Here is a 24929-nt window from a genome sequence, read left to right as displayed (position 1 = left end):
TTTTCTTCAGCCATTTATGAATGTTTGAATGATGCCCATTTGAAACATAAAAAAGAACTGGATTCCTTGCTGACTCTACGATTTCAGAAGTTTAATAAATCTCAGATTATGAACGTCTAAAGTATAGTTACGGAAAAACCTCAAGCTCACACCCGCTTGATCCGAGATTATGACGGCAGCAATAAGGATTTTGACTTCATTAAGTACCTAGGCAAAATTATTTACACATGACGATCATTGCCCCGTAAGGGTTTTAGCTCGATCGGGCAGGTAATTAATTTTGCATGACTACTTATCATCGGTTCTGGAATAGGAGGTGGCATCTTAGCAGACGACCTAGCCGATCGATTGGGGCAAAGTCATCGCATTCTGGTTTTGGATGCCGGCTCCTTCATCTATCCAACCCATGTCTATAATATCAGTCGCATCCCTAACGGTTCGGTAGCCCCCCACTTTGGCGTAGATAATTTCAAGCAGTCACCTAGCGGTTCCCATTTTATCGGCTCTAAACCCCAATTATGTTTTGGCGGGCGTTCTATTTTTTGGTCGGGACTGATTCCACAAGCTCAAAGTTGGGAGATGGAGTTTTTCCCGGATAATGTACGTCAAGACTTGGAATCGAAGTATTTCCGATTGGCTAATGACAGGATGAATCTATCGTCATCGCTGGGGGATAAAGCAAAAAAGTTGGTGAGCTATTTTCAATCCAGTTCTCTTAATTCAGATTTTGAAATAAAACAAACACCTCGCGCCGTCCATCAACCCTATCTCGACCCCGACGGCACACCACGAGATCAATTCTTTGCAGAACCCACGGGAGTGTTCAACACCGCCGAACTGCTGATCAACCAAGTTGGACTGACCCCTGGTGTCGATCAAAACGGGAAGGGTCTATTCATCAAACTGAATAGTTTCGTAGAAGCGGTTCAGAACGTCCCTTTTGACTGGTATGAGGTCAAGACCACTAACACGATTACGGGAGAGCAGCTCAGTTTTTATTCCCCCAAGGTAATCATCGCCGCGGGTTCTACGGAAAGCCCGAAACTACTCCATCGTTCGACCGTCTATCAAAGCCTGCCCGATAGAATTCGTAAACAAGTAGGTTTTGGCTTAACCGACCATCCCGTGACAGGAGAATCCCAAGCCTATGTGTCGTCTCTGGGAAGAAACGCTTCACTAATTCCCCTCAGTCGTCAAGACCACGCTAAAATTATCTTCTACTCGCGGGGAAATCGAGATGCTAACGGTCAAGTGATCTACCCCTTCAATATAGAAATGAATGTTAATCATGAATATTGGCATCTGAGAAACAACGATCCTTCTGCCGAACCCGTGGTTGACGATACTAGCAGAACCCGTGTTGACATCAAGTTTAGCTTTGGAAACTGTCTCGATGATGAGAATGGCATTTTCTCCCACGCTAACGATAACTACACGCCCGAAATCCGCTTCAAACGTTTTTCAAATCTAGATGATTTGTTGGGTTCTCGTTTCCCGGCTCTTGCAGGCTGGAATAAAAGCAAAAATGAGTTTTTCGCTCTACTTAATCAAACAAGAAATCGCATTTTTGCCGAGTTCAACGACGTGAACTTCAACACAGGAGAATATGGCGAGGGCGACGGTAAACAATGGCCTTTTGGGTGGGGTACTGTTCACCACGCCTGCGGCACTTTGCGGATGCCCTGGAAAGCTAACCGTAATGCCAATTTCAATAACGATTCGGTTGTCGATGAAGACCTGAAAGTTCGAGGCACTACGGGACTATACGTTTGCGATATGTCCGTTATGCCCATCAGCACCGCCGCTAACCCCGTACTCGCTCTGGCAGGATTGGCTTTAAGACTTTCCGACCATTTGGGTTAAAAGAATCAACAATGCTCTGAATATTTCGTGACCGATCGCCGCTCTATCCTACCAATCTAAGGGACTACAAGCAAAACTTAAATTTGCGGGTTTCGCGGACGGGCAGGGCTAAATTTAAAGGCATCAGCACCCACAGCGTCCGGCGCAGAATATCCGGGATGCTGTGGGATTTATTTAGCGATCGCTATTGGGGGATAGTTGTGCATGGTGCGTTCCTTAAAATCGATCGCTAGAGCATTAGGAGTGACATCAGGGAACGCACCCTACGGCTAACGTTCCCAATCACCCGCCGCAGATAACCTTGAACTCTAACCGATAACCTTTCGTCGGTCGGTGTGCATTGGGGTTGTTAGGTGGTTGTCGCTTTTGCAAAGTTACATGGTTTGCTAATCATCGTCTAGAAATTTTACTGGTAATTCCATTTTCAACTCAACTCCAACTGCGGGATTGAAATTGACAGTATATTGACGTATTACTTCCAAGCTTTTCCATGATAAGCGTCCCTCCTGACTCTGTAATAGCATTCGTAATAGATCTGGATCATAATCTAGTCTTCGTTGTTTACTTAAAGCGTCCTGATCCTGTGTTATCTGAAAGCTGACTTTTTGAAAAAGATATATTAAAGGGTCTCTTTCTGGAAAATCTGCTAGTTTTCCTTCTTCTTTTCGTTCTTGCATCTCCTCAAAATAATAAAGAATTGCATAAGTTGTATAAGGCCATTGCCCACTCATAACCAACCAGCAAATAGTAATATCTGGATTATTTAAAATTAGAGATTCATTTTTGTATTTGGCCAAAGTACGAACTAGCCGATAGACATTCACTAATCGTTTAAGATGTCTAGGATTAGGTCGCAGAAAACGAGCAAAGCTATGGAAAGCTTGAAGTTCCTCATATGTAAAAGGGACTAACGCATCAGGCATAGAGCTTTTCATTTCTGATTCACTCGTGATAGCTGAATTCCCAATCTCAATCGAGGCTTGGTTAAACTTTTCTTGCGATAACTCAAACGGTTGAAGATCTCTACCAACAGGTTTTGGTTCACCTAGCTGTTGAGTAATAAATATTTTAACTTCATCTAAGGTGGGTTCTGGAATTCGGAAGGGGATCTGAACAATTTTATCTAGATATTCATAACCTGAAGTCCCTGCTGGGCCGAGAAGTTCTGCATAATGCTTTTCTACCGCACGAGTAATGATTCGGGCATCAATGCCAAGACAGATAATAAACGTATCAAAATCAAGTAATAATTTAATTGCTTGCAATACTTCGACTGCTTTTTGAGGTTCGCACCTATCTAAATCATCTAAGTACCTAGGCAAAATTAATTACATACTCGCCTCCAAAATTGTCCAGCACTTTTTTAACGTAAGCGAGGAGGCTCTTTCGGTCTTTATAGGCGCTAAATTCAATCCATTCATATTTTAAAAATCTCCATAATATTTCAATTAAATTTAAATGAGGTGAATAAGTGGGCAACCAAAATATTTTCAAGTTTTTCTTTTCCCATTCCTCAAGTTTCTCCATAAATGCCTCGCTGGTATGAATGGAAGCTTGGTCAATTATTATGACGGTTTTTTTCTGTATATTTTGGCAATATTTATCCAGAAAATTAATAACTATCTCGCTAGTAACCGTTCCGACCTGTGTCTCATAAAATAATTGATTATCTCGTTTCATTATTCCTAAAATATTTAGTCTTTTACCTTCAATTGGTGGTAACTTTATCGTGGTTTTTTCTTCTTGCCAAGCGTAAGGAATACAAGGCTTTGAATCCCATCCCATTTCATCCAAATATCCTATCTCAATCTCTCCTCTTTTTTCCTGTTTTTTTAGTTCTTCTAAAATAGGTAGTTTGACCTCAAGCTCCCACTCATCAGGGGTTTTGGCGCCCCCTCTTCTCACCCTTTTCCACCTCATGTTGATTTTTTTTATGAGTCTTTTTATCGTGTCTTTGCTTACGGTTAATTTCCATTCTTCTACAATTTTTATCTGGATTTTTTTTAAGCTTTTCGGTTCTTCTTTTACCCAGTCAATAACTTGTTGACCTTGTGCTTCTGTCAATTTAGGTTTTCTACCTCTTCCTCGACGATTATAAAAACCAATTAGTTTTCTATCTTCCCAGGCCGTCAACCAATTATAGATGGTCTTTCTCGTAACTCCAAATATTCCGCTCAATTCTTCTATCGTGGTTCCCTGAAAACTTAAGAGTATACATTTCGCTCGCTCTCTTACTTGATGATGTTTACTAGCTCGATAAATTCTCTCTAGCATTTTCTGGCTCTCGGGGTTTAGGTCTCTAATCAATCTCATTGTATTTTCCTGCTGCTTCGTTTTTTTATGTATTATACTTCTTAATTTTTTATTTGGGTAATTAATTTTGCATGACTACTTAGCAATAAACTAGAAAAAGGGGAATTACTAATTTTATTAGATGGTTTGGATGAAGTGCCAACAGCTAATGTGAATAATGTAATCGAGAAAATTCAAGATTTTGTAGATAGGCATCATAAAAATCGTTTTATTCTCTCCTGTCGTACTGCTGCTAGAACTCATCTTCGACGATTTACCGATATTGAAATTGTCGAATTTGATGATCAGCAAATTCAAAGTTTTATTGAACATTGGTTTAGTTCGGAATTAGACCGCAAAAATGAGACGGCTAAAAATTGTTGGGAACTGTTGCAAAAGGAGGAGTATAAAAGTGCAAAAGAGTTAGCCCATACACCGTTATTGTTGACTTTTTTGTGTTTAGTTTATGATGAAAATCAATCTTTTCCCACAAATCGCAGTCGCCTTTATCAAGATGCGTTACGAATTTTATTGGAAAAATGGTCAGCCGAAAAACGTTTACCTAATCGCGGTTTAGTTTATGAAAATCTCAGTATTGAGCAAGAAGAAATTTTGCTATCTGAAATTGCTTATCAGAATTTTGTAGCAGATAAACTTTTTTTAGAAAAACGAGAAGTTGTTAAGCAAATTAAAGATCACCTTAAACAAAACTTAAATGCTCCGCAACATCTGGACGGAGAAAAAGTATTAAAAACCATTGAAATTGAACAGGGAATTTTAGTAGAGCGGGCGAGAGATATCTATTCTTTTTCTCATTTAACCCTTCAGGAATACCTCACGGCTCAGTATATCTATGATAATGATTTGATTGAAGAAGCAGTTAAGAATTATGTAACAGAAACTCGTTGGCAAGAGGTGTTTTTGTTAGTGGCGGGTTTGATGCGAGGGAAAGCCGATAAATTGTTATTAGCAATGGAGAAAGAAGCCCATAATTATCTTACAACGCCCCTCGGTCAAAAATTAGTGCCGATTTTGCAATGGGCAGATGAGATGACTAAAGATTCTGTTGATAGTCCGATTAAACCTGTAGGAAGAAGAGCGCTCGCCTATTGGCTCTTCATCGCCTACGCCAAAGTCATCCCCAACGTCATCGGCATCGGCACCCTCATCGGCATCCCCATCACCCACAGCATCATCATCGCCTACGCCTACGCCCCCGAGATCGCCTACAACATCTCTGGTATCCTCTTTACCTTCAACTTCATTCATGAGTTTGTCCGGTTAGTTAAATTATTTGCTCAGTATCGAATTGTTTCTAGGGTTAATTTTTTCCAATTAATCGCTGATTTAGAAGCTTTAAAACAAATTATTCCTGATGATAAAGCAACTAGAAAAGAACATCAAGAATTTTTTTATCAATTATTTAAAATCTCGAATACTGCTTTTAATTTAACGCCTGAATTACTTAATTTATCCACCCGCCAAGAAATTAGCGAAATAGACAAGCATTATTTTTATATTAATCGCCTGATTCTCGACTGCCAAAAAGTGGCTGTTAATATTTCCCCTACCGTCTGGCAAGAAATCGAAGAACGAATGCTCCGCGTTCCTTAACTTCTACTTTTTTTCTCAAATTTTGCCTTTCCAATTGGATGAGATTAGCGAATATTAACACTAGGAGGATTGGGAGCTTCAAAAACCTTGCATTACCATTTTTATAGAACATAGGGTTTGCTGAAAAAGTACGGGCGAAGCATTCGGATAGAAAATCTACGGTTTCACCGATAAGTTATTGTCCGAATGCTTCGCCCCTACAGGACGCGGAACCATGAAGACGCAAGGTTTTGAAGCACGATTCTCTCAAAATCTTGCACCCGTTTCGCGAGAAAAGCCACAAAACCCTTACCTTGCCTACATTTCACATTTATTCAGCAAGCCCTATTTATTGGCGGTAAGCTTGACTGCGATGTTCAATCAGCAAGACGATAACTTGAGACTGACTATCATCAACGGTATAGATAACCCGATAGTCTCCAACGCGGAAGCGATACTTCCCAGCAAATTCTCCCTTTAATGCTTTAATTTGAGGGTGATTTTTCGGTGTTTCTTGAAGGAGTTTTAAACACTTAGCAATCTTCTTTTTTAAGATTGGACCGCTTCAGAATAAACTTTATTTGCTTTAGCTGTCAAACGGACTTTATAAGTCATCTCAGCTTTCCCAATCAATGAGGCAACCTGATTGTAAATCCATTTCAGCTTCTTTCAAATGTTCCATAATATTCGGGATTGCTCTAATTTCTTGCGTTGCCTTTTCACTTTCTTTATCTGACAAATAAGCGGCAAATTCTAGAATCATCTTTAAATTTTCTACTGATAGGGTTTGTACATATTGTTGAATCTTTTGCTGCATTAAATCGACCTGTACTAATGTTTCAGAATCTAAAAAATCTTCTGGAGTCGAGGGATTTACTTCAACGTCAGTTAGAGTCATATTTAATCAAGTGCTTCTCTCAAGTTTATTATTTGTATCTTAGCGTGTATCCCGTCTCCCGACGACCGACGACCGACTCCTGACCCCACAGTTAACTTTATTTTTGTCCAACTAAGCTAAACGGCGCTTAACCTGCATGATCCAACAGCTATAACCCTTTTGGAGTCTATATCGGTGATCCGAAGTAAAAGCCGTTCAGCTTACCAAGCAGCGCCAAAGTGATTCTCCATTTTTTTAGAGAAAGATAGACTCTCTCTCACCAACAGAGAAATCCTTGGTCGAAAGGTATTATTAAGTCTTTACAATGGGATTAGTTTGACCAGTTTCTTTTCCTACCGCTCGATGACGTTTACTCGGAATTACTGTCTTATATGACTTCCAAAAATCAGTGTAAGTAACAGCACATTGTCGGTAAACACCGGGTAAACTGGCCCCAAAGTTTTTTGGCTGATTGGCGACTCCTATCTCCGCGCATAGCCGCCAATAATTTCCCCTGTCTTTCTATCAATTAACCGCCAAATATAAACCTTTATCGTCTTAAAAAAAACCAATGACTACATTTCATCACACTCTATGACTAATTTGCCTTTTGATTTTTCTGGGTGGTGATTCGGTAGTGGTGATGGAGCCTTAATGCTTTGCTTTGCTGTGGATTGTAGTCATGGATAAAATACCAAAGGACTCCCCAAGGTGATTCTCCATTTTTTTAGAGAAAGATAGGCTCTCTCTCACCAGCAGAGAAATCCTTGGTCGAAAGGTATTATTAAGTCTTCCAAGGGGATTACTTTGACCAGTTTCTTGGCTCTACCTCTCGATGACGTTTACTCGGAATTACTGTCTTATAGGACTCCCAAAAATGAGTGTAAGTAACAGCACATTGTCGGTAAACACTGGGTAAACTTGGCCAAGGTTTTTTAGCTGATTGGCGGCTCCTATATCCTAAATGACCACCAATAAGTTCCCTTGTCTTTCTATCAATTAACCGCCAAATATAGACCTTTATCGTCTTAGAAAAAACAAAAGGGCACATCTCATCACATTCTATGAGCAATTTACCTTTTGGTTTGTCCGAAACCTTTACTTGACGGGGTACAGCCGCTAGTTTATTGTTGACATAATTTTGTAAACATGACCAATTTACCCCTGTTACTCTGGCAATTCCTCGTCAGGAAATTCGTTCGAGCAAGAGTTGATCGATTAATTGTCTTGGTATCGGGAGAGATAGTTTTATTAGTGGGATTGATCACAAACGGTTGACCACATTCTTGACAGTGACGTTTGGGTTTCCCTTTAGGAATATAACCGTTCTTAATAGTATGGTGAGAACCACAACTAGGACAAGTAAATACAGGCAAACCAGTGGGGGGATTTTGCTCCGTGCTAGGCTGATATTTGAGCAGGCCCTCCACGAGCCATAAAGAGATACTTATCAGAAAAGTCATGATCAAGCTAGAGGTTTAAGGATTGATTTGAGCCAATTATTTTTATTGATAAACTGACGGTTCGCTCATTTTCCACATATGGTGTTTTTGGATTAAGCCACCCACTGCCTGTACTGGCGTAAGTTGAACTAATTCGACTTCGGGTAGGTTTTATCCGTTGTCAAAACACCATCTATAGTGATCTGCGAGCCGAGAGTAATAAGTATATTACACAGTTCATACCGAATAAGCAACATGGTAAGGTAAACACATCTTAACACCCCTTGACAAAATGAACCTCGTGTGATTTGCTTACCCAGAGGGCGATCCAGGCATACTTGAGTAGAATTTCTCATCTGAACTGTTAAACAAAAATCGACTAAATGTTAAGATTTCGTAACTATTTTGATTGACTGGTATCACTTGAAATGCCCACACCTATCACAAAATTAGCCGATTGTCAATAGCTTTTGAGATGCGATACCCCCCCTTGCCTACCCGAATTCGGGTGGGCAAGGGGGGGGGTGGTAGAATGCCTGCCAGGACTATTGAAAATTGGTATTAGCTATTTTTTCGGGGACTCTGGCCACTATTTTCAGAGATTGCTGTAATGCGGATTTGTTGACATCCGTTTAGGTGGATTGACGGGCCAGAAATTGTCTTTGATAGTCTAAAAACTCGCCATGCCATTCCGCAAAACGCCGCTCCCCATCTTTGACTAAAAATTGGCGGTAGGCTTCCGAGGAAATCCAAGGCTTTGTTGGACGTTGTTGGGCAGAACGAGCTTGGTATTCAGCCGTTGATTGACGGCATTGGTTGTGATAATTTTGGTGCCATTCCTGATAGCGCCGTTCTCCATCCCGCACGAGGGCTTGGCGATAGGCTTCTGAAGATAGACTCATGGTGTTACTCCTTTTCAAATCCCTTGATAGCTTGACCAGGATTATAACACAATGGGTGAACTACCGAGCGCCGACCTCTCGTCAAGGTAAAATATAGGCCTTTGCCGTCAGTGGCAAGGTTTCTTTGCTATCCTAACGGCTGCATTTTGCCCCGCTTTGCGTTGCTCCCCTTTAACCAAATTTTGTACGACCAGCCAAGAAATTAGTAAAAGCTGTTTACAGGTGTCTTAAACCTTGTGGCAAACGGCCGCAGCTAACCCCATTCAAGAAGTCTAGTTTTTCTGTTTTTTTCTCCTCGGTTAACATTGATCGTAACCTATAGTAGGTAGGATATACACTTTAGGTATCAATATATATGGTAATTTTTTGGCTCTCTTAGGTTTGGTGGGTAAAATGTATTCTAAGATACAGTCCTGCTGGCGAGCTAGTAGAAAGAACCACAAGGACACAAAGGACACAAAGATTGATCGCTCTTATATAAGTTAAACTTATGTTACAAGGAATAAGAGAGCCATTTTTGGGACTTTGGCGGCCTGATTTGGCAAAGAAATGCCATATTTCCATTACCCCCGTTACAAAAATCTCTGGAGAGTTGAGTTACTAATATGGTTAAAATTATCAGTCGTCAATCCTTGGGAAGAAAACCCGTTTACGATATTGGTGTGGAGAAAGATCATAATTTTTTGCTGGGCAACGGGTTAATTGCCTCCAATTGTTTTAATAAATCTCACTCTACCGCTTATGCTTACGTCACCTATCAAACCGCTTATTTAAAAGCTAATTATCCTGTGGAATATATGACAGCGTTACTAACTGCTAGTAGCGATAATCAGGATAAGGTGGAAAAGTATCGAGAAAACTGTCAGAAAATGAATATCGATGTCGAACCTCCCGACATCAATCGATCGCAAAAACATTTTACCCCGATTGGACGCAAAATTCTCTTTGGTTTGTCCGCAGTTAGAAATCTGGGCGAAAATGCGATCGAGGCTATTTTAAAAGCCCGGGAAGCAACAGGAGGAAAGTTTACTTCCTTAGGGGATTTTTGCGAGCGTGTTGATTTGCGATTGGTCAACAAAAGAGCTTTAGAAACGCTAATTTATTGTGGTGCTTTTGATAAAATTCAACCCAATCGCCATCAATTAATTGAAGATTTAGAATTAGTAGTTGCTTGGGCGCAAAAACGCACCAAAGAGAAAGAAAGTGGTCAAATGAATATTTTTGATATGCTAGGAGGTAACACAGAAAATAAACAAGAATCCGAGTTTGAACAGTCTCCCAGTGCCACCGCAGTAGAAGATTTTTCCCTACAGGAAAAGTTAAAACTGGAAAAAGAACATTTAGGTTTTTATGTTTCCGAACATCCTTTAAAAGCTTTACAAAGAGCCGCTCAAGTCCTATCTCCTATCAATTTAGCTGACTTAGAAGAACACAAAACCAGAAAAAAAGTTAGTGCAATTGTCTTATTAAATGCCGTTAAGAAAATTATGACCAAAAAAGGGACTCCGATGGCATTTTTAACCCTAGAAGATGCCTCGGGACAATCGGAAGCGGTGGTTTTTTCCGATACCTACGAACGTCTGCAAAAATTATTAGTGGAGGAAGCAACTTTAATGGTGTGGGGAAAAGTTGATCGCCGAGATGATCGGGTACAATTAATTATCGAAGATGCGGAACCGATCGAAACCATTAAAATGGTGATGGTTAATTTATCGCTGCAAGATGTCGTCAACCAAAATCGTCAAAATCTTCTCAAAAGTATTCTGCAATCGGGAGACAAACAAAAGGCAAAAGTTCCCGTTATTGCCACCATTGGTGCGGGAACTCAGCGTCAATTTGTGCGTTTAGGACAAAACTATTGGGTAGAGGATGACAATTCGGTGCTAGAGTCTCTGAAAGTTGCGGGTTTTCTGGCTAATTCTGCACCTCTGATTAATCATTAAATGCTAACTGGCAATCACCCAAGAGCCATGGCTGCGCCAATATTGTTCCTGTAAAACCTTTTCGATTTCCGGTTTCGATAATAATTCTCTTTCGACCCACAAATCAAGACAAATATGGATTTTGATCACCTCTTTGACACTATTGCCACTCTTGTCCTCCATCATTCTCCTAGTGGGATGGAAACGGAAATCGATCGCTTTTTACTAGAACGCTTTCAAGAGTTAGGATTAGAAACATGGCAAGATCAAGCGGGAAATGTCATCGGCAAAATTAGAGGACGAGATTCGACCAAAAAAATTGCTATTACTGGTCATAAAGACGAAATTGGTGCTATTATCAAAGCAATTAATCCCGATGGTACTCTGCAAATTCGCCAACTTGGGGGAGCTTTTCCTTGGATTTACGGAGAGGGAGTGGTGGATATTATCGGTGATAGGGAAACCAGATCGGGAATTCTCTCCTTTGGTTCCCGTCATATTTCCCATCAATCTCCGCAAAAAGTACAGCAGGAAAACACTCCCGTCACCTGGGAATCCGCATGGATAGAGACGAAATTGACTCCAGAAGAATTAGACGCTTGCGGGGTGCGCGTCGGTAGTCGAGTCGTGGTGGGAAAACACCGAAAACAACCCTTGCGACTAAAAGACTACATTGCCAGTTATACCCTTGATAATAAGGCTTCCGTGGCGATTCTTTTAGCATTAGCGGCCAGAGTAATTAACCCCGCGGTGGATATATATCTGGTTGCCTCAGCTAAGGAGGAGGTAGGAGCATTAGGGGCCTTATTTTTTACCGCAAATAACCGCTTAGATGCTTTAATTGCCCTAGAAATCTGTCCCCTCGCTCCTGAATATCCGATTAAGGATGGCAGCAGTCCTGTGTTATTGTCTCAGGATGGTTACGGTATCTATGATGAGCAATTAAATCAAGAATTACGAACCGCGGCCGAAAAGGCGGGAATACCGCTGCAATTAGCCATTATTAGTGGTTTTGGTAGCGATGCCTCCATCGCCATGAAATTCGGTCATATAGCTAAGGCCGCTTGCTTAGGTTTTCCCACCCAAAACACCCACGGTTATGAAATCGCCCATTTAGGAGCCATAGCTAACTGCATTAGCATATTAGAAGTTTATTGTCAACTAATTTAGCTATTTTTAGCAAAAAACCAGAGCATCAATAGAACAATAGCGATCGCCAGTCCGCTAAAAACAGTATTTTTATGCTGCTCTAACTGCATGGGTGCGGGGGATTCTTCTTTTTTCTGTTTATTTGTCCCCTTTTTAAATTGCGGTGTACTATCGGGAAGTTTCTCTAAATCGGGAATCTTCGTCATCCACTCATCTGGGCGTTTGAGACGGGGAGCTTCGATAATATAAAGCAGACGCTTGGCCTGTTCGCGAATTTGATAGATAGGATGGGTAATAAGTTGCCTACAGATTTCACTAGCTTTCTCCCCCTCTCCTAACCCTTGATGGGCAGAAATTAACCAAATTTGAATCTCACCCCCTTCTCGGGAGCCTAAGGAAATTAAGGCTAAAGCCGCATTTAATTGCTGGACACTAAGACGATATTGTCCACGCTCAAAAGCACTGATTCCAGCTTGATAAAGGTCTTGAAAAGAAAGATTTTCGGCCACGGAGTCAAGATCGAGATAAATAAAATTTTACATAAGTATAGCAAGAGGTAAGAAGCAAGAGGAAACTTTGATCAGTATCAGATGTGAGTTTTCAGTTCACTGATGGTTCTTCGTTACTTGGTATGGTTTGATCGGGTGGCATAAATAGACTACATCCTTATCTGGCAAGAGACTTAATTGATTAGTTCGTTCTAGATGGAAAACAATTGACAAAAATCGCCAAATGTCTTTCTATATAAGGGTTTCATCTCTTATAACCCCGTCTATTGCCTAACACAAACAAAAAGAACCTCACTTGATTACTGTTTACTGTTCACTGTTTACTGATCACTGAAAAGCTCCCCACCTCCGCCATTGAGAATGAGAATCTCGGCAAAAATCCGGTACACTTTCTGCTAAACCTGTTCAACCCGCACGGTATGAAAGAGATTAATCCCCTGTTGCTAATTATATTAGTGATCGCCACTACAATAATTAGTCTAGTCTTAGGGGTTGTATTTGACGAAAAAGCGGCCTTATTAGGAATTCTGGCAGTTCCTGCCATGGTCGCCTCTTTCATCCATCCCCGTCTGGGATTATTAGCCCTAATCATCTATCTTCCCCTGAGTAATACCTTCGCTTTGTCTGTGGTGAGAGTTTTTCAAGTAGTGGGCAACTTTATTGGCATAGAGCCATCATATTCTCTCTACAAAATCGCCAAGGATGCCTTTTATTTCGCCGCTTTAGCGGCAATTTTAATTAAAACAAAAACTTTTAAACAATTACGCCCCAAAATCAAGCCTTTTCTCATCACAGCTTTGATTTTACTTGCCAGCAGCTTGATAACTTTTCTTTTTGTCAATCTGCCCCAAGGAGCAATTGCTGTGGGAATTGTGGGATTAAAAATCCTCCTCAGTTATATTCCCCTAGTTCTCTGTGGGTACTATTTAATCGAGCAAAAACGAGATTTATTCATGGTTAACCGAGTTTTAATCGTGATGATCTTAGTCTGTTGCGGTTTAGCTCTAATTCAATACTTCTTACTCGTCCAAGGTATCTGTCCTGACAATGAATTCCTCAATCAACTCGAAGTCCGTGTCCCGAAATCTGACAGCCAATTTTATCCGGATATTACCGAAAAAGCCACCTTGAAAGCTCAATGTTTTGTCGGCGGTTCATTGTTGTATAATCCCGATCGAGGCTTAATTCGTCTCCCCGGCACATTTTCCGATCCTTGGCAATGGGGTTGGTTTTTAGTATCTAGTAGCGTCATCAGTTACGCGGCCAGTTTTAGTGATCCGCAAAAAAGATGGCGCGTCGCTGGTTGGGTGGCCATGGTTTTAGTCTTGCTTGCGACTCTGGTTTCTGGACAAAGATTACCTTTTTTGCTAGTACCTTTGTTTTACTTGGTTCTTTTTATTGTTACTAGCAAAAGTAAACGAAAGTTACCATTAAAATTGGGAATCTTGGGACTGATTTCCCTGCTCGCGGTGACGTTAATTCCCTTTATTCAGGAAAGAGGGCTAAATTTTATCGGTCGCTGGCTATATTCGTCTCCCATTGACTTTGTAGGCAATCAAATGCAGTTGAGCTTCAGATATGTACAGCTTTTTGGTTTTGGTTTAGGCAGAGCCAGCAGTGGCGCTCTTCATGTAGCGGGAGAAGAAGGGATAAGACTAATTGAAACCTACTACGCTAAACTCGTCCACGAAATCGGTATCATCGGTTTTATCGCTTTTATGGCACTGGTGACAATTCTCTGTATTCTCACCTTTAAAGCCTATTTAAAAGTAAAAAATGCTGCTTTAAAGCATTGGGGTCTCTGTATCTGGATTTTTATACTTTTTATTAGCTATAACCCCTACTATTATCCTCTCTCCGTCGAGCCTGTTTCTGTTTACTATTGGTTATTCGCTGGAATATTGCTAAAACTGCCGGAAATCAGCGACAAATTGGAAGATGATGCGAGATTTTCCCAAAAAAATCAAGTGGAGAATTAAGAGGATTTTTATCGATAATTACATTATCTCTCGACTGATAGGAGTTAACCGCAATGACAGCAGAAACCGTTACCTATTCCCTGGAATCTGTCCTTAAGGAAATTAAAGATAGTATTAAAGGTGTTGATCGAAAGCTAGACACCTTCCAGAAAGATGTTGAGCAAAAGCTAGACAATCTCGAAAAAAGGTTTGAGCAAAAGCTAGACAATCTCGAAAAAAGTTTCGAGCAAAAGCTAGATAATCTCGAAAAAAGGTTTGATCAAAAGCTAGACAATCTCGAAAAAAGTTTCGAGCAAAAGCTAGATAATCTCGAAAAAAGGTTTGATCAAAAGCTAGAAACTTTACAGAAAAATGTCGAGCAAAAGCTAGAAACCCTACAGAAAAATGTCACCGATGTCAAGATAGGACTAGCAACTTTAACAGAGAAAGTCGATAGTATGGATAATCGACTGATCAAGGTGGAAGGAACCCAAAGTAACCAAATTTGGACATTAATAACTCTTTTGAGTGGTTCCTTGATTGCTGTGGGGTTCCGTGCTTTTTTTATGGGCAACAATCCCTAGTCGCTCGCTGTAGAGTAACGAGACTTTCTCGCTTGTCCCACCCGACACGCTGCCCCCAGGAAAAACTTTTTCGGCAAGCCCCTGTTTTTTTTATACACTTTATTTAGGGTTTGCTGAAAAAGTTTGTTGGTGGGGTTAGGAGTCGGTCGTCAGTAGCCGGTCGTCGGTCGTTTCAGGCTTTGTTGCCCTCTCTTTTCGTACCATTTTTGTACTACAAGAAGGATAATGCAAGGTTTTTGAAGGTCCCAATCCGATTTTCGCGGCATGAACATCGGATTTTAACAGGTCAAAAGCCTTATTTTAAAAGGGTTTTACCATTATTCAGCAAACCCTATTTAAATAGTTTGAGTTATAAGATAACCGGCATGACTCAACTCACACTGCGCCCTAGTGTCTTAATTGTCGATGATTTGCCCAATAATGTGCGGCTATTGTCGATTATGCTCACCGAGAAGGGCTATCAGGTACGCAAAGCGATTAATGGACAGATGGCCCTGAATACAGTGCGATCGCTAATTCCCGATCTGATCCTCCTCGATATTAATATGCCCGATCTCAATGGTTATCAAGTTTGTGAACAGTTAAAAGCTGATGAAAAAACCAGAGAAATTCCCGTGATTTTTATCAGCGCTCTTGATGATGTCTTAGATAAAGTCAAAGCTTTTCAAGTGGGAGGTGTCGATTACATTTCTAAACCTTTTCAAGGGGAAGAAGTGATGGCCCGCATCGAAAATCAATTAACTATTTGCCGTCAAAAAAAACAACTCCAAAACGAAATTAAAGAACGTCAAAAAACTGAGGAAACTTTAGAAATTTATCTTCATGCCGTCTCTCACGATCTCCGCAATCCCGTGATCGGGATGTCAATGATCTTAAATAATTTAATTAAAAATTCTCAGGGAGAAACTAAAGAAGTATCCCAGAAGATTTTACAACAGATGGCCAACAGTTGCGATCGACAATTAACTTTAATTGATTCTCTCGTCGAAACCCGACAAAATGATCTTTGGGGAGTTTCCCTAGAACTAAAGCCTTTATCTCTCTACGAAATTGGTCAACAGATCAGTCAGGAATGGGAGTTAAGATTAAAGGAAAATCAAGCAACTTTAATTAATAATTTTCCCCCCGATTTACCCTTAGTTAATGCCGATGCTCACCATCTCTGGCGAGTTTTTGAGAATTTATTAGCCAATGCCCTTAAACACAATCCCCAGGGGATAATTATCACTTTATCCGCTAGACTAGAGGGCAATTATCTCCGGTGTAGTATTGCCGATAATGGGGTGGGAATTAGCGAAACCCAGAGAAAAAAATTATTTGATCGCTATCAACGAGGCAATAATAATCATCAGATTAGTTTAGGACTAGGTTTATATCTATGTCGTCAAATTATCCATGCTCACGGGGGCGAAATTGGCATTATGAATAATGACGAAAAAGGTTCACAATTTTGGTTTACTTTGCCCTACTAAGCTGTTGACTAAGTAGGTAGATGTTAAAAACTTTCAGACACCCCCCTTATCAAGGGGGGATTAAGGGTGGATCTATCTTCAATTTAATTATAACCAGCTACTTATCTACATTACTCGTTAAGACTGTCTATGAGCAGGAAGAGCCAGTTTAAACATTTGTTTTTTCCTGTTACCGGGGAAAGAAAGGGCTAAGATCTATTTAGATCAACTATCTTCACTTGCCATGGCCGCTAATGCCGACTATTCTGCCCATTCTAGCCTTAACTTGCAACAACCTTGGCATACCTATCCGGTGGAAACCACCCTATCTATCCTCGGTAGTTCGGCTGTTAATGGCCTCAATAGGGAGCAAATCGCCCAAAAAATTAAATATTATGGCAAAAATGAACTACAAGAACGTCCAGGGCGCAGTAATTGGCAAATTCTCCTAGATCAGTTTACCAATATTATGCTCCTGCTCTTAATTGCCGTGGCCATAATTTCTGGGGGACTAGATTTACTAGCATTACAGCGCGGTCATCTGGCTAAAATTGGTGTTCCCTTCAAAGATACGATCGCTATTTTAACAATTGTCATCCTCAATGGCATCCTCGGCTATCTGCAAGAAAGTCGCGCCGAAAAAGCTCTGGCCGCTTTAAAAAAACTTTCCTCTCCCCAAGTTAATGTTATTCGCGAGGGTCAACGCAGAGAAATAGACGCGGTTAATCTCGTCCCCGGGGACATCATGCTGATTGAAGCGGGAACCCAAATCAGTGCCGACGGCCAAATTATCGAAGCTTTTAACCTGCAAATTCGCGAATCGGCCTTGACAGGAGAGGCAAATAGTGTTAATAAATCCGCCTCCATTGACCCCTTAGACAGAGATACTCCCCTCGGCGATCGCTTAAATTTTGTCTTTACCGGAACAGAGGTACTGCAAGGCCGGGCCAAGGTCATCGTTACCAATACGGGGATGACAACGGAATTAGGCAAAATCGCTCAAATGTTAGCAACAGTCGGCAATGAACCCACTCCTCTCCAAAAAAGAATGACTCACTTGGGTAATGTCCTTGTTGCTGGTTCTCTCATTCTAGTGGCCCTAACTATTACCATCGGCCTGATCAATGCCGGTTGGTCGGCCCTAGAGGAATTAGTGGAAGTTTCCCTTAGTATGGCAGTAGCCGTCGTTCCCGAAGGATTACCCGCAGTTATCACCCTAACGCTCGCCCTAGGTACCCAACGCATGGTCAAACGTCAGGCCTTGATTCGTAAACTGCCGGCAGTAGAAACCCTTGGTTCCGTTAATGTGATCTGTTCCGACAAAACCGGGACGCTAACGGAAAATAAAATGACCGTGCGGGAGATAGAGACAGTTAATCGCAGTTTTTTAGTTACTGGGGAAGGATATAGCCCAAAAGGACAATTTTTAGACACCGAGCAACGGGCGATCGATCCCAAAACCGATCTAGAATTACATCATCTTTTAATTGCCAGTATCCTCTGCAACGATGCCAGTTTAAACCTCGATAACGGTCACGATAGCATTTTAGGCGATCCCACGGAAGGAGCCTTATTAGTTTTAGGGGCGAAAGCGGGCTTAAATTTATCCCTAACCAAGCAAGAGTTCCCTAGAATCGCTGAAATCCCCTTTTCTTCTCAAAGAAAGCGAATGTCGGTCATTTGTCAAGGAGTCAATCGCGTACTATTTACCAAAGGTTCCCCGGAATTAATCCTTGAACAATGTCTCTCCTACCAATCGGGATTAGAAAGTCTTCCTTTTGGGGATAGGGAAAAAGAAAAAGTCTTAGTCGCTAACAATGCTATGGCTAACAGGGGTTTACGAGTCTTAGGATTAGCCTACAAAAACCTGATTTATCCGCCAGAATCAACTGAAATCAGCGAAGATGCCCTAATTTGGTTAGGAATGGTCGGTATGATCGACGCAGCGCGACCGGAGGTACAAATCGCCGTGGCTAGGTGTCGAGAAGCGGGAATCCGTCCAATCATGATCACCGGTGATCATCAATTAACCGCTCTAGCGGTGGCTAAAAGTCTTGGTATTGCCCAAGCGGGAGCTTTAGTCATCTCAGGGCGAGAATTAGATAAATTATCACCAATTCAGCTAGAAAACATCATTGACAAAACTAACATCTATGCCCGTGTCTCCCCCGAACATAAATTAACTATTGTCCGCGCCTTGCAAAAAAAGGGTAAATTTGTTGCTATGACCGGAGATGGGGTGAATGATGCTCCGGCCTTGAAACAAGCAGATATAGGTATTGCCATGGGAATCGCTGGCACCGATGTCACCAAAGAGGCTAGTGATATGATTCTCCTTGATGATAATTTTGCCACCATCGTCGCTGCCACGGAAGAAGGGCGAGTGGTTTATAACAATATTCGCAGTTTTATTAAATATATTCTCGGCAGTAATATCGGGGAAGTGATTACTATCGCTGCTTCGCCTCTTTTGGGTTTAGTTACTCCCCTAACTCCCCTACAAATTCTCTGGATGAATTTAGTTACTGATGGTTTACCTGCTTTAGCTTTGGCAGTGGAACCCGCTTCTCCTAATATTATGCGTCGCCCTCCTTTTAGTCCCCAAGAAAGTATTTTTGCTCGCGGTTTGGGCAGTTATATCGTGAGAATTGGGATTATTTTTTCGATTATTAATATCACTCAAATGTTGATCGCTGTGCGCTTGGATCCACTTTTTGGTAATACTGGTTCATGGAAAACTATGGTTTTTACTACTCTCTGTTTAGCTCAAATGGGTCATGCCATTTCCGTGCGATCGAGCGATCATCTTACCATAGAAATGAATCCTTTGACTAATCCCTATCTCTGGGTAGCAGTAACCCTGACGACAATTTTTCAACTGATGTTAATCTATGTTCCTGCCCTGCGGGATTTTTTCGGCACTCAATTTTTAACTAAAGAAGAATTATTAATCTGTTTGGGATTTAGTACCTTGTTATTCGTTTGGGTAGAGTTAGAAAAATTATTTACCCGTTGGTATCATCGGCGATAATCAGGGAGTTTTTTTCATTGTTCAGTAAACAGTGAATTGAAAACTCAAATCTGATAACTGATAAACCCCATCCACTGGGAAAACCGTAGTTTGGCTTTTTCGGCTAAGATTTTTGCATAAGTAGCTGGTTATAATTAAATTAAAAATCGATTTTAGGTTCGATCCCCCCTTAGTCCCCCCTTAATAAGGGGGGTATCTGATAATTTTTAACGCCTACCTACTTAGCAATACTTTTAAGGCTTAGTGGCTTGGCCGTGAAATTCCAGTTCTCTAGCTGATTGCGATTTGGCTTACTATTAAAAACTGATTTGATGTAAGATTGAGTTAGCAATATCTAATTTGGAGTCTCAGGCAATGGAACCGATTTCTCTAATTCTCGCTGCGTTGGCTGCTGGTGCGACGGCTGCTGCTAAGGATACGGCAGGAACAGCCGTTAAGGATGCTTATGAGAGTTTAAAAGCGTTGATTAAGAAGAAATTTGCCGAGAATACTGGTTCTTCGTTACTTGGTATGGTTCGATAGGGGGGCATAAATCGACTAAATCCTTATCTGGCAAGAGACTTAATTGATTAGTTCGCTCTAGATAAAAAACAATTGACAAAAATCGCTAAATGCCTTTCTATATAAGGGTTCCATCCCTTATAACCCCCCTCCATTGCATAACACAAACCGAAGAGCCACAAATCTATATCTACATACCACAAATTCTTAAGATATTTTCCCATCGCTCTAGAGTGTATCAGATTTATCTGAAATGACTATATTCTTTGAATACCGATCAATTATCTCCTCCCGTAGCGACATTTTTAAATCTTTCTTGGGCAGCAGAAAAAGCCTCTTTCATCACCCTTTGAATCCTTTTAGGATCGGGTTTTTTACCCCCCATTAAATCGCCAAAATAGACACAAGCGCCCTCTCCTAGGGCCCAAGTATAGGCAGCAGACCAAGAAGCGGCGATCACACTGCCAAAACCGGGGATAAATTTCACCAATTCCCGACCGATGGCCTGGGCCAAAAAGCCGCCAGCGATCGCACTGACGACTCCGCCGGCTTGGGATGGGGTTAAGACTTGACCGTATAATTTGCCTAAAACCCCCACCATTGACACTTGTAGGGCGGTTAAAACGGGCATAGTCGCTAAGGGTAAGGGAATCGCCGCCAAGGTCGCCGCTATGACGGAAAAGGCTAACATATAGCGTCGGGCCACGTCCCGATAGAGATGGCCTAATTTATTGCTGGTTTCCCGATCTAAAAGTTGGTGGATGGTGTTAGCCTCGGCTTTTGGCAATAAATCGGCTAAATTGTCTCTAAATGCCTCTAAACCGTAAAAAACGGGGTTATAACCGTCTTCCTCTAGGGTGAAATCTATTAGCACAGAATTGTCGTATAAATCCTTAAAAGTTTCTTTGATTTCTTGATAGGCGCGATTGATATCCTCGCAATCGGGAGGATAAGGGGGATGATCGGCGGTATTAGGAGTATAAAGCTGATGAAGGCAGGTGACAGCCAGTAAACAGGGGATTTTAGGGTATTTTTGCCGCAGTTGTTTGGTAATTTCCAGGAGGCTATCGGTGGCAAAATCATTAATTTTTACCGTCACGATAAAAACCTGGGCGCGTCCCGTGTTTTCGGCTAAATCTGCTAATAATTCCGCGATTACCGTGTCTGTGTGTTGATAGGCATCCCCTAACCCCACCGTATCGGTAAAAATCAACAGGGGTAAGTCTTCTGCGGGGTAGGTATAGCGCTGGGTGTTTTGGGTATGGGGACGGAAACCTTGCCCGACGATTTCCGCCGAAACTCCCGTTATTCCCCGAATAATCGAACTTTTTCCCGTTTGCGGTTTGCCGATTAACAGCGCCTCGGTGGTGGGCAATTCTTGACGGACTTTTTCTAAAATTTCCGCCACTTGAGTGTCACTAACACTAAACCACTGGAGGACAGTATTAGTCAACTGGTCGATGGGGAGTCTTTTCATCACTTCCCCCGTGAGACTATTCCAAGTATTGACCAAAGAATCAATGGGCAGTTTATTAGTCATGGGGATTAGAAGGGTTTATGATAACTAAAATAGAGATTTTCAGCAATAGAATCAGACGATGACAAAAGCCGCAATAACTCCGCAAGATTTATCATGGCCTTTTTGGCCAATTGTACCACTTTATCCCTACGGTCAAAGACGGACAATTCGCCAAGAAGTGGTGAAAGATACGCTCTGGACATTTGAGCAATTGCAGGGTATTTTTTATGTGGTCGTGCCGATTCGCATGACGGTAATTAAGTTAGCATCCGGGGGTTTATTTGTTTATGCACCAGTGGCCCCGACTCCTGAATGTATTCGCTTAATGCGTGAGTTGGAAGGTGAACACGGGGAAGTTAAATATATTATTTTGCCTACGATTTCTGGGATTGAACATAAGGTTTTTGTTGGTCCTTTTGCCCGTTATTTTCCTAAGGCTATAGTTTATGTTGCTCCTAATCAATGGAGTTTTCCTCTTAATTTACCTTTGAGTTGGTTGGGTTTACCGGCAAAACGAACGGAAATTTTACCTGCTGACTCGGCAACCACTCCTTTAGGAAAAGATTTTAGTTATGAAATTTTACCCGCAATTGATCTGAATGTGGGATACTTCTCGGAGGTGGCTTTTTTTCATCACTACTCTCAAACTCTGCTGCTGACTGATGGCATTATTTCTATCCCAGAAAATCCTCCCGCTATTTTAGAATTAGACCCCTATCCGCTGCTGTTTCACGCTAAAAATAGTGCTAAGGATTTGGTGGAGGATACCCCAGAAAATCGCCGTCGGGGTTGGCAGAGAATTTGTCTTTTTGCTCTTTATTTTCAACCTCCTGTTTTAGCTGTTCCCAATTGGATTAAGGTCTTTCGAGATGCTTTTACTGCTAAGGAAAAGAGTAAAAAAGCCTATTTTGGTTTATTCCCTTTTCAATGGGGGGATGATTGGCAAAGGACTTTTTTAAATTTGCGTCGAGAGGGGAGGTTAATAGTAGCCCCAATTTTGCAAACTTTGATTCTTAATCGCACTACTGACGAGGTTAGTCAATGGGTTGATAGAATTTACCAATGGCCGATTAAACAGGTTATTCCTTGTCATTTTGCTAGTCCGATTCAAGCTGATAGTCAAGAGTTTCAGCAGGCTTTTTCTTTCTTGTCAAAAGATTCTTATTTACCTAAAGATGATTTGGAATGTTTAGAAAGTATTGATAGTTTTTTAGTGCGCTGGCGATTGACTCCTCCTCCTGATAAAAAATTGTAATTTATGGCTAAGAACTGCTATAATATAGGCGGTTGTTAGTTGATTGCTAATCAAAGTCATGCAAATTCCCGAAAATCCCAGTAATGATGACATCAGAGCGGCGTTGATTCAATTAAGTGATGAAGTTAGTGATTTGCAAGAAAAATTCAGCCAATCCCAGGACGCATTCAGTAAGTGGCGAGATGAAATAGGACAAAAAATTGATCGCATAGATTATAAATTTGATGCCTATCAAAAAGGTACAGACGGTATGGTGAGAATGGCTACTACTATCATCATTGCCACCGCTTCTGTGGTGGTTTTATCTAGTCTTAGTCCTGCGGTGACAGCAATTATCACCGCTTTATATTCTGCTAATGCTCATTAGTTACTTTATCGCTAAATTCTGGTGCGATTCGGTGCGTTAGGCGCTTGCTAACACACCCTATCTTTCCTGAATTTTTACCCGTTTGTTTAATTGATTCATAGTCAAGGAAATCACCAGATTAAAGAATAAATAGGTGGCCATAACTACTATTAACATTTCTACAGCTTTTCCCGTCTGATTAGCGATGGTACTAGAGATAGCATAAATATCATTATAACCAATAGCGATCGCTAAACTAGAGTTTTTAACCAGGTTTAAACATTCATTAGTTAAAGGAGGAATAATCACTGGCAAAGCTTGGGGAAAAATTACTAATCTCATCACTAATAAAGGTTTTAATCCCAAGGCTTTAGCTGCTTCCCATTGTCCCCGATTAACCGATTGAATCCCCCCCCGTACCGTTTCCGCAATAAAGGCAGCTGTATAAACAGTTAAACCGATTAAGAGAGTAGCAAACTCAGAAGAAAGATGTAAACCAAAGTCAATATTTTGATTAAGAGGATTAACTTGGGGACTTTGCCATTGTAAACCCCAGATTAGAGGAATTATAACTAGGATTAGTAGGCTAGTTAGGCATAAACTAAGTTTATTTTTTAGGTATAAAAATACTGAGAGAATTATTCCTAAAGCAATGATAGCTAAGGCTAACCATGTCCTGAAACTATTAGCGGGAAAAGGTAAATAGACTCCTGAGTTATTTAAAAATACCCTGCCAAAAAACTCTAGAGATTCCTCAATCTTCGGCAGTTTCAGAAACACAGCAAAATACCAAAAAAATAATTGTAATAATAAAGGAGTATTGCGAATAGTTTCCACATAAATTGTTGCTAACTGACGAATTAACCAATTATCCGACAAGCGACCTAACCCGATGACTATTCCCAGACTAATCGCCAAAAATATGCCAGTAATCATAATGCTGAGGGAATTAACTAATCCCACCAAAAGAGCGCGAAAATAGGTATCGGTGGGACTGTAGGCAATAGGAGAGTCACCAATAGCAAAAGAGGCTGGTCGGTCGGGATCAAAGAGAAAGCCAAAGCCAAAACTTAAGCGTAAGCGTTGGAAATTAATCACTAAATTGCGGCCAAAAAACCAGAAAATTAGGCAGACAATTAGCAGGATAATTACCTGTAGAAAAATCTTCTGAAATCGCTCATCGTACCAAAAAGAATTTTTTTGAGGTAAAGTCATATTTATTATAAGTAAGTGGTTCTAATTAAATAGAAGATAGATTTTGCCTCTGATCCCCCCTGCCCCCCTTGATAAGGGGGGTGCCGATCCCCCCTTAGTCCCCCCTTAATCCCCCCTTAATAAGGGGGGCATCTGATAATTTTTAACACCTACCTACTTATATAGTCCAGAATTTTTAACAAAAGAAATCGGTGACTTTTGGCCACCGATTGAGAAAATCAAAACATATTTAGATAACTCCGAGACGGGAGAGACCGAGGATGACACCGGCACCGAGGACATGACCAAAACTGGTAGTACCCAGTAAAGCGCCTAATCCCATACCACCGAATAAAGCGGGGGAAGGTAAAGCAGGACCGACATTTTGTTGTTGAATAGTCGCTTTACCGAAAGCAATAGCGAGAATATTGCAGATAATCATGACAATCGCCACTTTGGGACTCCATTCGCTGGAACCTTGTACGGCGGTGGCGGCCATTAATAGGGTTGAATACATTGAAATTCTCCTGAACAGGTCGTT

18 protein-coding genes and 7 pseudogenes are annotated in these 24929 nt (G+C 41.2%); 12 read left to right on the top strand and 13 right to left on the bottom strand.

Annotated elements, in window-relative coordinates; translation table 11 throughout:
* Both O9290_RS17655 and O9290_RS17650 read left to right on the top strand, forming a co-directional pair.
* Nucleotides 1–120 (top strand): annotated as a pseudogene (locus O9290_RS17655) (IS630 family transposase); the annotation flags it as partial.
* A 228-nt stretch (nucleotides 121–348) separates the two neighbouring features.
* Nucleotides 349–1863, top strand: a complete 1515-nt coding sequence (locus tag O9290_RS17650; protein ID WP_288087344.1) for a GMC oxidoreductase — start codon at nucleotides 349–351, stop codon at nucleotides 1861–1863.
* Between the two features lie 386 nt (nucleotides 1864–2249).
* Here the strand turns inward: O9290_RS17650 and O9290_RS17645 are convergent, their stop codons facing one another.
* Together O9290_RS17645 and O9290_RS17640 are read right to left on the bottom strand one after the other, a co-directional pair.
* Nucleotides 2250–3185: a P-loop NTPase fold protein gene (locus O9290_RS17645; RefSeq protein ID WP_288087342.1), complete on the bottom strand. Its 936-nt coding sequence runs from the start codon at nucleotides 3183–3185 to the stop codon at nucleotides 2250–2252.
* Nucleotides 3178–4176 carry an IS630-like element ISMae24 family transposase gene (locus O9290_RS17640; protein ID WP_288087340.1) on the bottom strand — a complete coding sequence of 333 codons (999 nt, stop codon included), beginning with the start codon at nucleotides 4174–4176 and terminating at the stop codon, nucleotides 3178–3180. The genes O9290_RS17645 and O9290_RS17640 overlap by 8 nt, the downstream gene beginning before the upstream one ends.
* 78 nt (nucleotides 4177–4254) lie before the next feature.
* On the opposite strand from O9290_RS17640, the pseudogene O9290_RS17635 reads away from it, so the two are divergent.
* Nucleotides 4255–5769: pseudogene (locus O9290_RS17635) on the top strand (NACHT domain-containing protein); the annotation flags it as partial.
* Nucleotides 5770–6097: 328 nt separating this feature from the next.
* Here the strand turns inward: O9290_RS17635 and O9290_RS28235 are convergent.
* The 5 genes and pseudogenes from O9290_RS28235 to O9290_RS17610 all read right to left on the bottom strand — a co-directional run bounded on the left by O9290_RS28235 (nucleotide 6098) and on the right by O9290_RS17610 (nucleotide 8969).
* Nucleotides 6098–6363: pseudogene (locus O9290_RS28235) on the bottom strand (type II toxin-antitoxin system RelE family toxin).
* A 1-nt stretch (nucleotide 6364) separates the two neighbouring features.
* The gene (locus O9290_RS17625; RefSeq protein WP_288087338.1) at nucleotides 6365–6646 is read right to left on the bottom strand and encodes a hypothetical protein; all 282 of its coding nucleotides are present in this window, start codon (nucleotides 6644–6646) and stop codon (nucleotides 6365–6367) included.
* A 310-nt stretch (nucleotides 6647–6956) separates the two neighbouring features.
* Nucleotides 6957–7245: pseudogene (locus tag O9290_RS17620) on the bottom strand (IS1 family transposase); the annotation flags it as partial.
* 182 nt (nucleotides 7246–7427) lie between these two features.
* Nucleotides 7428–8088: pseudogene (locus tag O9290_RS17615) on the bottom strand (IS1/IS1595 family N-terminal zinc-binding domain-containing protein).
* Nucleotides 8089–8699: 611 nt separating this feature from the next.
* The gene (locus tag O9290_RS17610) at nucleotides 8700–8969 is read right to left on the bottom strand and encodes a hypothetical protein (protein ID WP_002758535.1); all 270 of its coding nucleotides are present in this window, start codon (nucleotides 8967–8969) and stop codon (nucleotides 8700–8702) included.
* A gap of 605 nt (nucleotides 8970–9574) precedes the next feature.
* Here O9290_RS17610 and O9290_RS17600 point away from each other — a divergent pair.
* Nucleotides 9575–10912 (top strand): helix-hairpin-helix domain-containing protein, encoded by a 1338-nt coding sequence (locus tag O9290_RS17600; RefSeq protein WP_288059880.1) that lies wholly within the window; start codon nucleotides 9575–9577, stop codon nucleotides 10910–10912.
* A gap of 3 nt (nucleotides 10913–10915) precedes the next feature.
* Here O9290_RS17600 and O9290_RS17595 read toward each other — a convergent pair whose 3' ends face one another.
* Nucleotides 10916–11041, bottom strand: a complete 126-nt coding sequence (locus tag O9290_RS17595) for a hypothetical protein (protein ID WP_256378303.1) — start codon at nucleotides 11039–11041, stop codon at nucleotides 10916–10918.
* Between O9290_RS17595 and O9290_RS17590 the strand changes: the two genes are divergently transcribed.
* A complete protein-coding gene (locus O9290_RS17590; RefSeq protein WP_288059881.1) occupies nucleotides 11027–12061 on the top strand; it encodes a M42 family metallopeptidase in 1035 nt (344 codons plus the stop codon). The genes O9290_RS17595 and O9290_RS17590 overlap by 15 nt on opposite strands.
* Here the strand turns inward: O9290_RS17590 and O9290_RS17585 are convergent.
* Nucleotides 12058–12549, bottom strand: coding sequence for a hypothetical protein (locus O9290_RS17585; protein ID WP_002758540.1), 492 nt, complete (start codon nucleotides 12547–12549; stop codon nucleotides 12058–12060). The genes O9290_RS17590 and O9290_RS17585 overlap by 4 nt on opposite strands.
* Before the next feature lie 419 nt (nucleotides 12550–12968).
* Here O9290_RS17585 and O9290_RS17580 point away from each other — a divergent pair, with 419 nt between their 5' ends.
* The 5 genes and pseudogenes from O9290_RS17580 to O9290_RS17560 form a co-directional block, all read left to right on the top strand.
* Nucleotides 12969–14528, top strand: a complete 1560-nt coding sequence (locus tag O9290_RS17580) for a hypothetical protein (RefSeq protein WP_288059882.1) — start codon at nucleotides 12969–12971, stop codon at nucleotides 14526–14528.
* Between the two features lie 53 nt (nucleotides 14529–14581).
* On the top strand, nucleotides 14582–15091 hold the full coding sequence (locus tag O9290_RS17575) for a DUF4164 family protein (RefSeq protein ID WP_288059883.1): 510 nt from the start codon (nucleotides 14582–14584) through the stop codon (nucleotides 15089–15091).
* Between the two features lie 365 nt (nucleotides 15092–15456).
* Nucleotides 15457–16563, top strand: coding sequence for a hybrid sensor histidine kinase/response regulator (locus O9290_RS17570; protein ID WP_043999005.1), 1107 nt, complete (start codon nucleotides 15457–15459; stop codon nucleotides 16561–16563).
* Nucleotides 16564–16786: 223 nt separating this feature from the next.
* Nucleotides 16787–19573 (top strand): cation-translocating P-type ATPase, encoded by a 2787-nt coding sequence (locus tag O9290_RS17565; protein WP_288059884.1) that lies wholly within the window; start codon nucleotides 16787–16789, stop codon nucleotides 19571–19573.
* Nucleotides 19574–19927: 354 nt separating this feature from the next.
* Nucleotides 19928–20059 (top strand): annotated as a pseudogene (locus tag O9290_RS17560) (Het-E N-terminal domain-containing protein); the annotation flags it as partial.
* Here the strand turns inward: O9290_RS17560 and O9290_RS28230 are convergent.
* Both O9290_RS28230 and O9290_RS17555 read right to left on the bottom strand, forming a co-directional pair.
* Nucleotides 20040–20234: pseudogene (locus O9290_RS28230) on the bottom strand (hypothetical protein). The pseudogenes O9290_RS17560 and O9290_RS28230 sit on opposite strands and share 20 nt — an antisense overlap.
* A gap of 117 nt (nucleotides 20235–20351) precedes the next feature.
* Nucleotides 20352–21614, bottom strand: a complete 1263-nt coding sequence (locus tag O9290_RS17555) for a YcjF family protein (protein ID WP_288057619.1) — start codon at nucleotides 21612–21614, stop codon at nucleotides 20352–20354.
* 58 nt (nucleotides 21615–21672) lie between these two features.
* On the opposite strand from O9290_RS17555, the gene O9290_RS17550 reads away from it, so the two are divergent.
* Entirely contained in the window at nucleotides 21673–22848 is a 1176-nt protein-coding gene (locus tag O9290_RS17550; RefSeq protein WP_002760764.1) for a DUF4336 domain-containing protein, read from the top strand.
* Nucleotides 22849–22906: 58 nt separating this feature from the next.
* Nucleotides 22907–23215, top strand: a complete 309-nt coding sequence (locus O9290_RS17545) for a ssr2422 family thylakoid membrane protein (RefSeq protein ID WP_002798015.1) — start codon at nucleotides 22907–22909, stop codon at nucleotides 23213–23215.
* 57 nt (nucleotides 23216–23272) lie between these two features.
* Here O9290_RS17545 and O9290_RS17540 read toward each other — a convergent pair whose 3' ends face one another.
* Both O9290_RS17540 and psaK read right to left on the bottom strand, forming a co-directional pair.
* Nucleotides 23273–24409, bottom strand: a complete 1137-nt coding sequence (locus O9290_RS17540) for an amino acid ABC transporter permease (RefSeq protein WP_288057622.1) — start codon at nucleotides 24407–24409, stop codon at nucleotides 23273–23275.
* A 229-nt stretch (nucleotides 24410–24638) separates the two neighbouring features.
* Nucleotides 24639–24905 carry a photosystem I reaction center subunit PsaK gene (psaK, locus tag O9290_RS17535; protein ID WP_002760753.1) on the bottom strand — a complete coding sequence of 89 codons (267 nt, stop codon included), beginning with the start codon at nucleotides 24903–24905 and terminating at the stop codon, nucleotides 24639–24641.
* Between the last annotated feature and the right edge of the window lie 24 nt (nucleotides 24906–24929).

Source organism: Microcystis sp. LE19-41.2A, from assembly GCF_027530405.1.
Classification (GTDB): Bacteria; Cyanobacteriota; Cyanobacteriia; order Cyanobacteriales; family Microcystaceae; genus Microcystis; species Microcystis aeruginosa.
The sequence above is the reverse complement of the archived record's forward strand: the minus strand, read 5'-3'. Positions and strand labels throughout refer to the sequence as shown.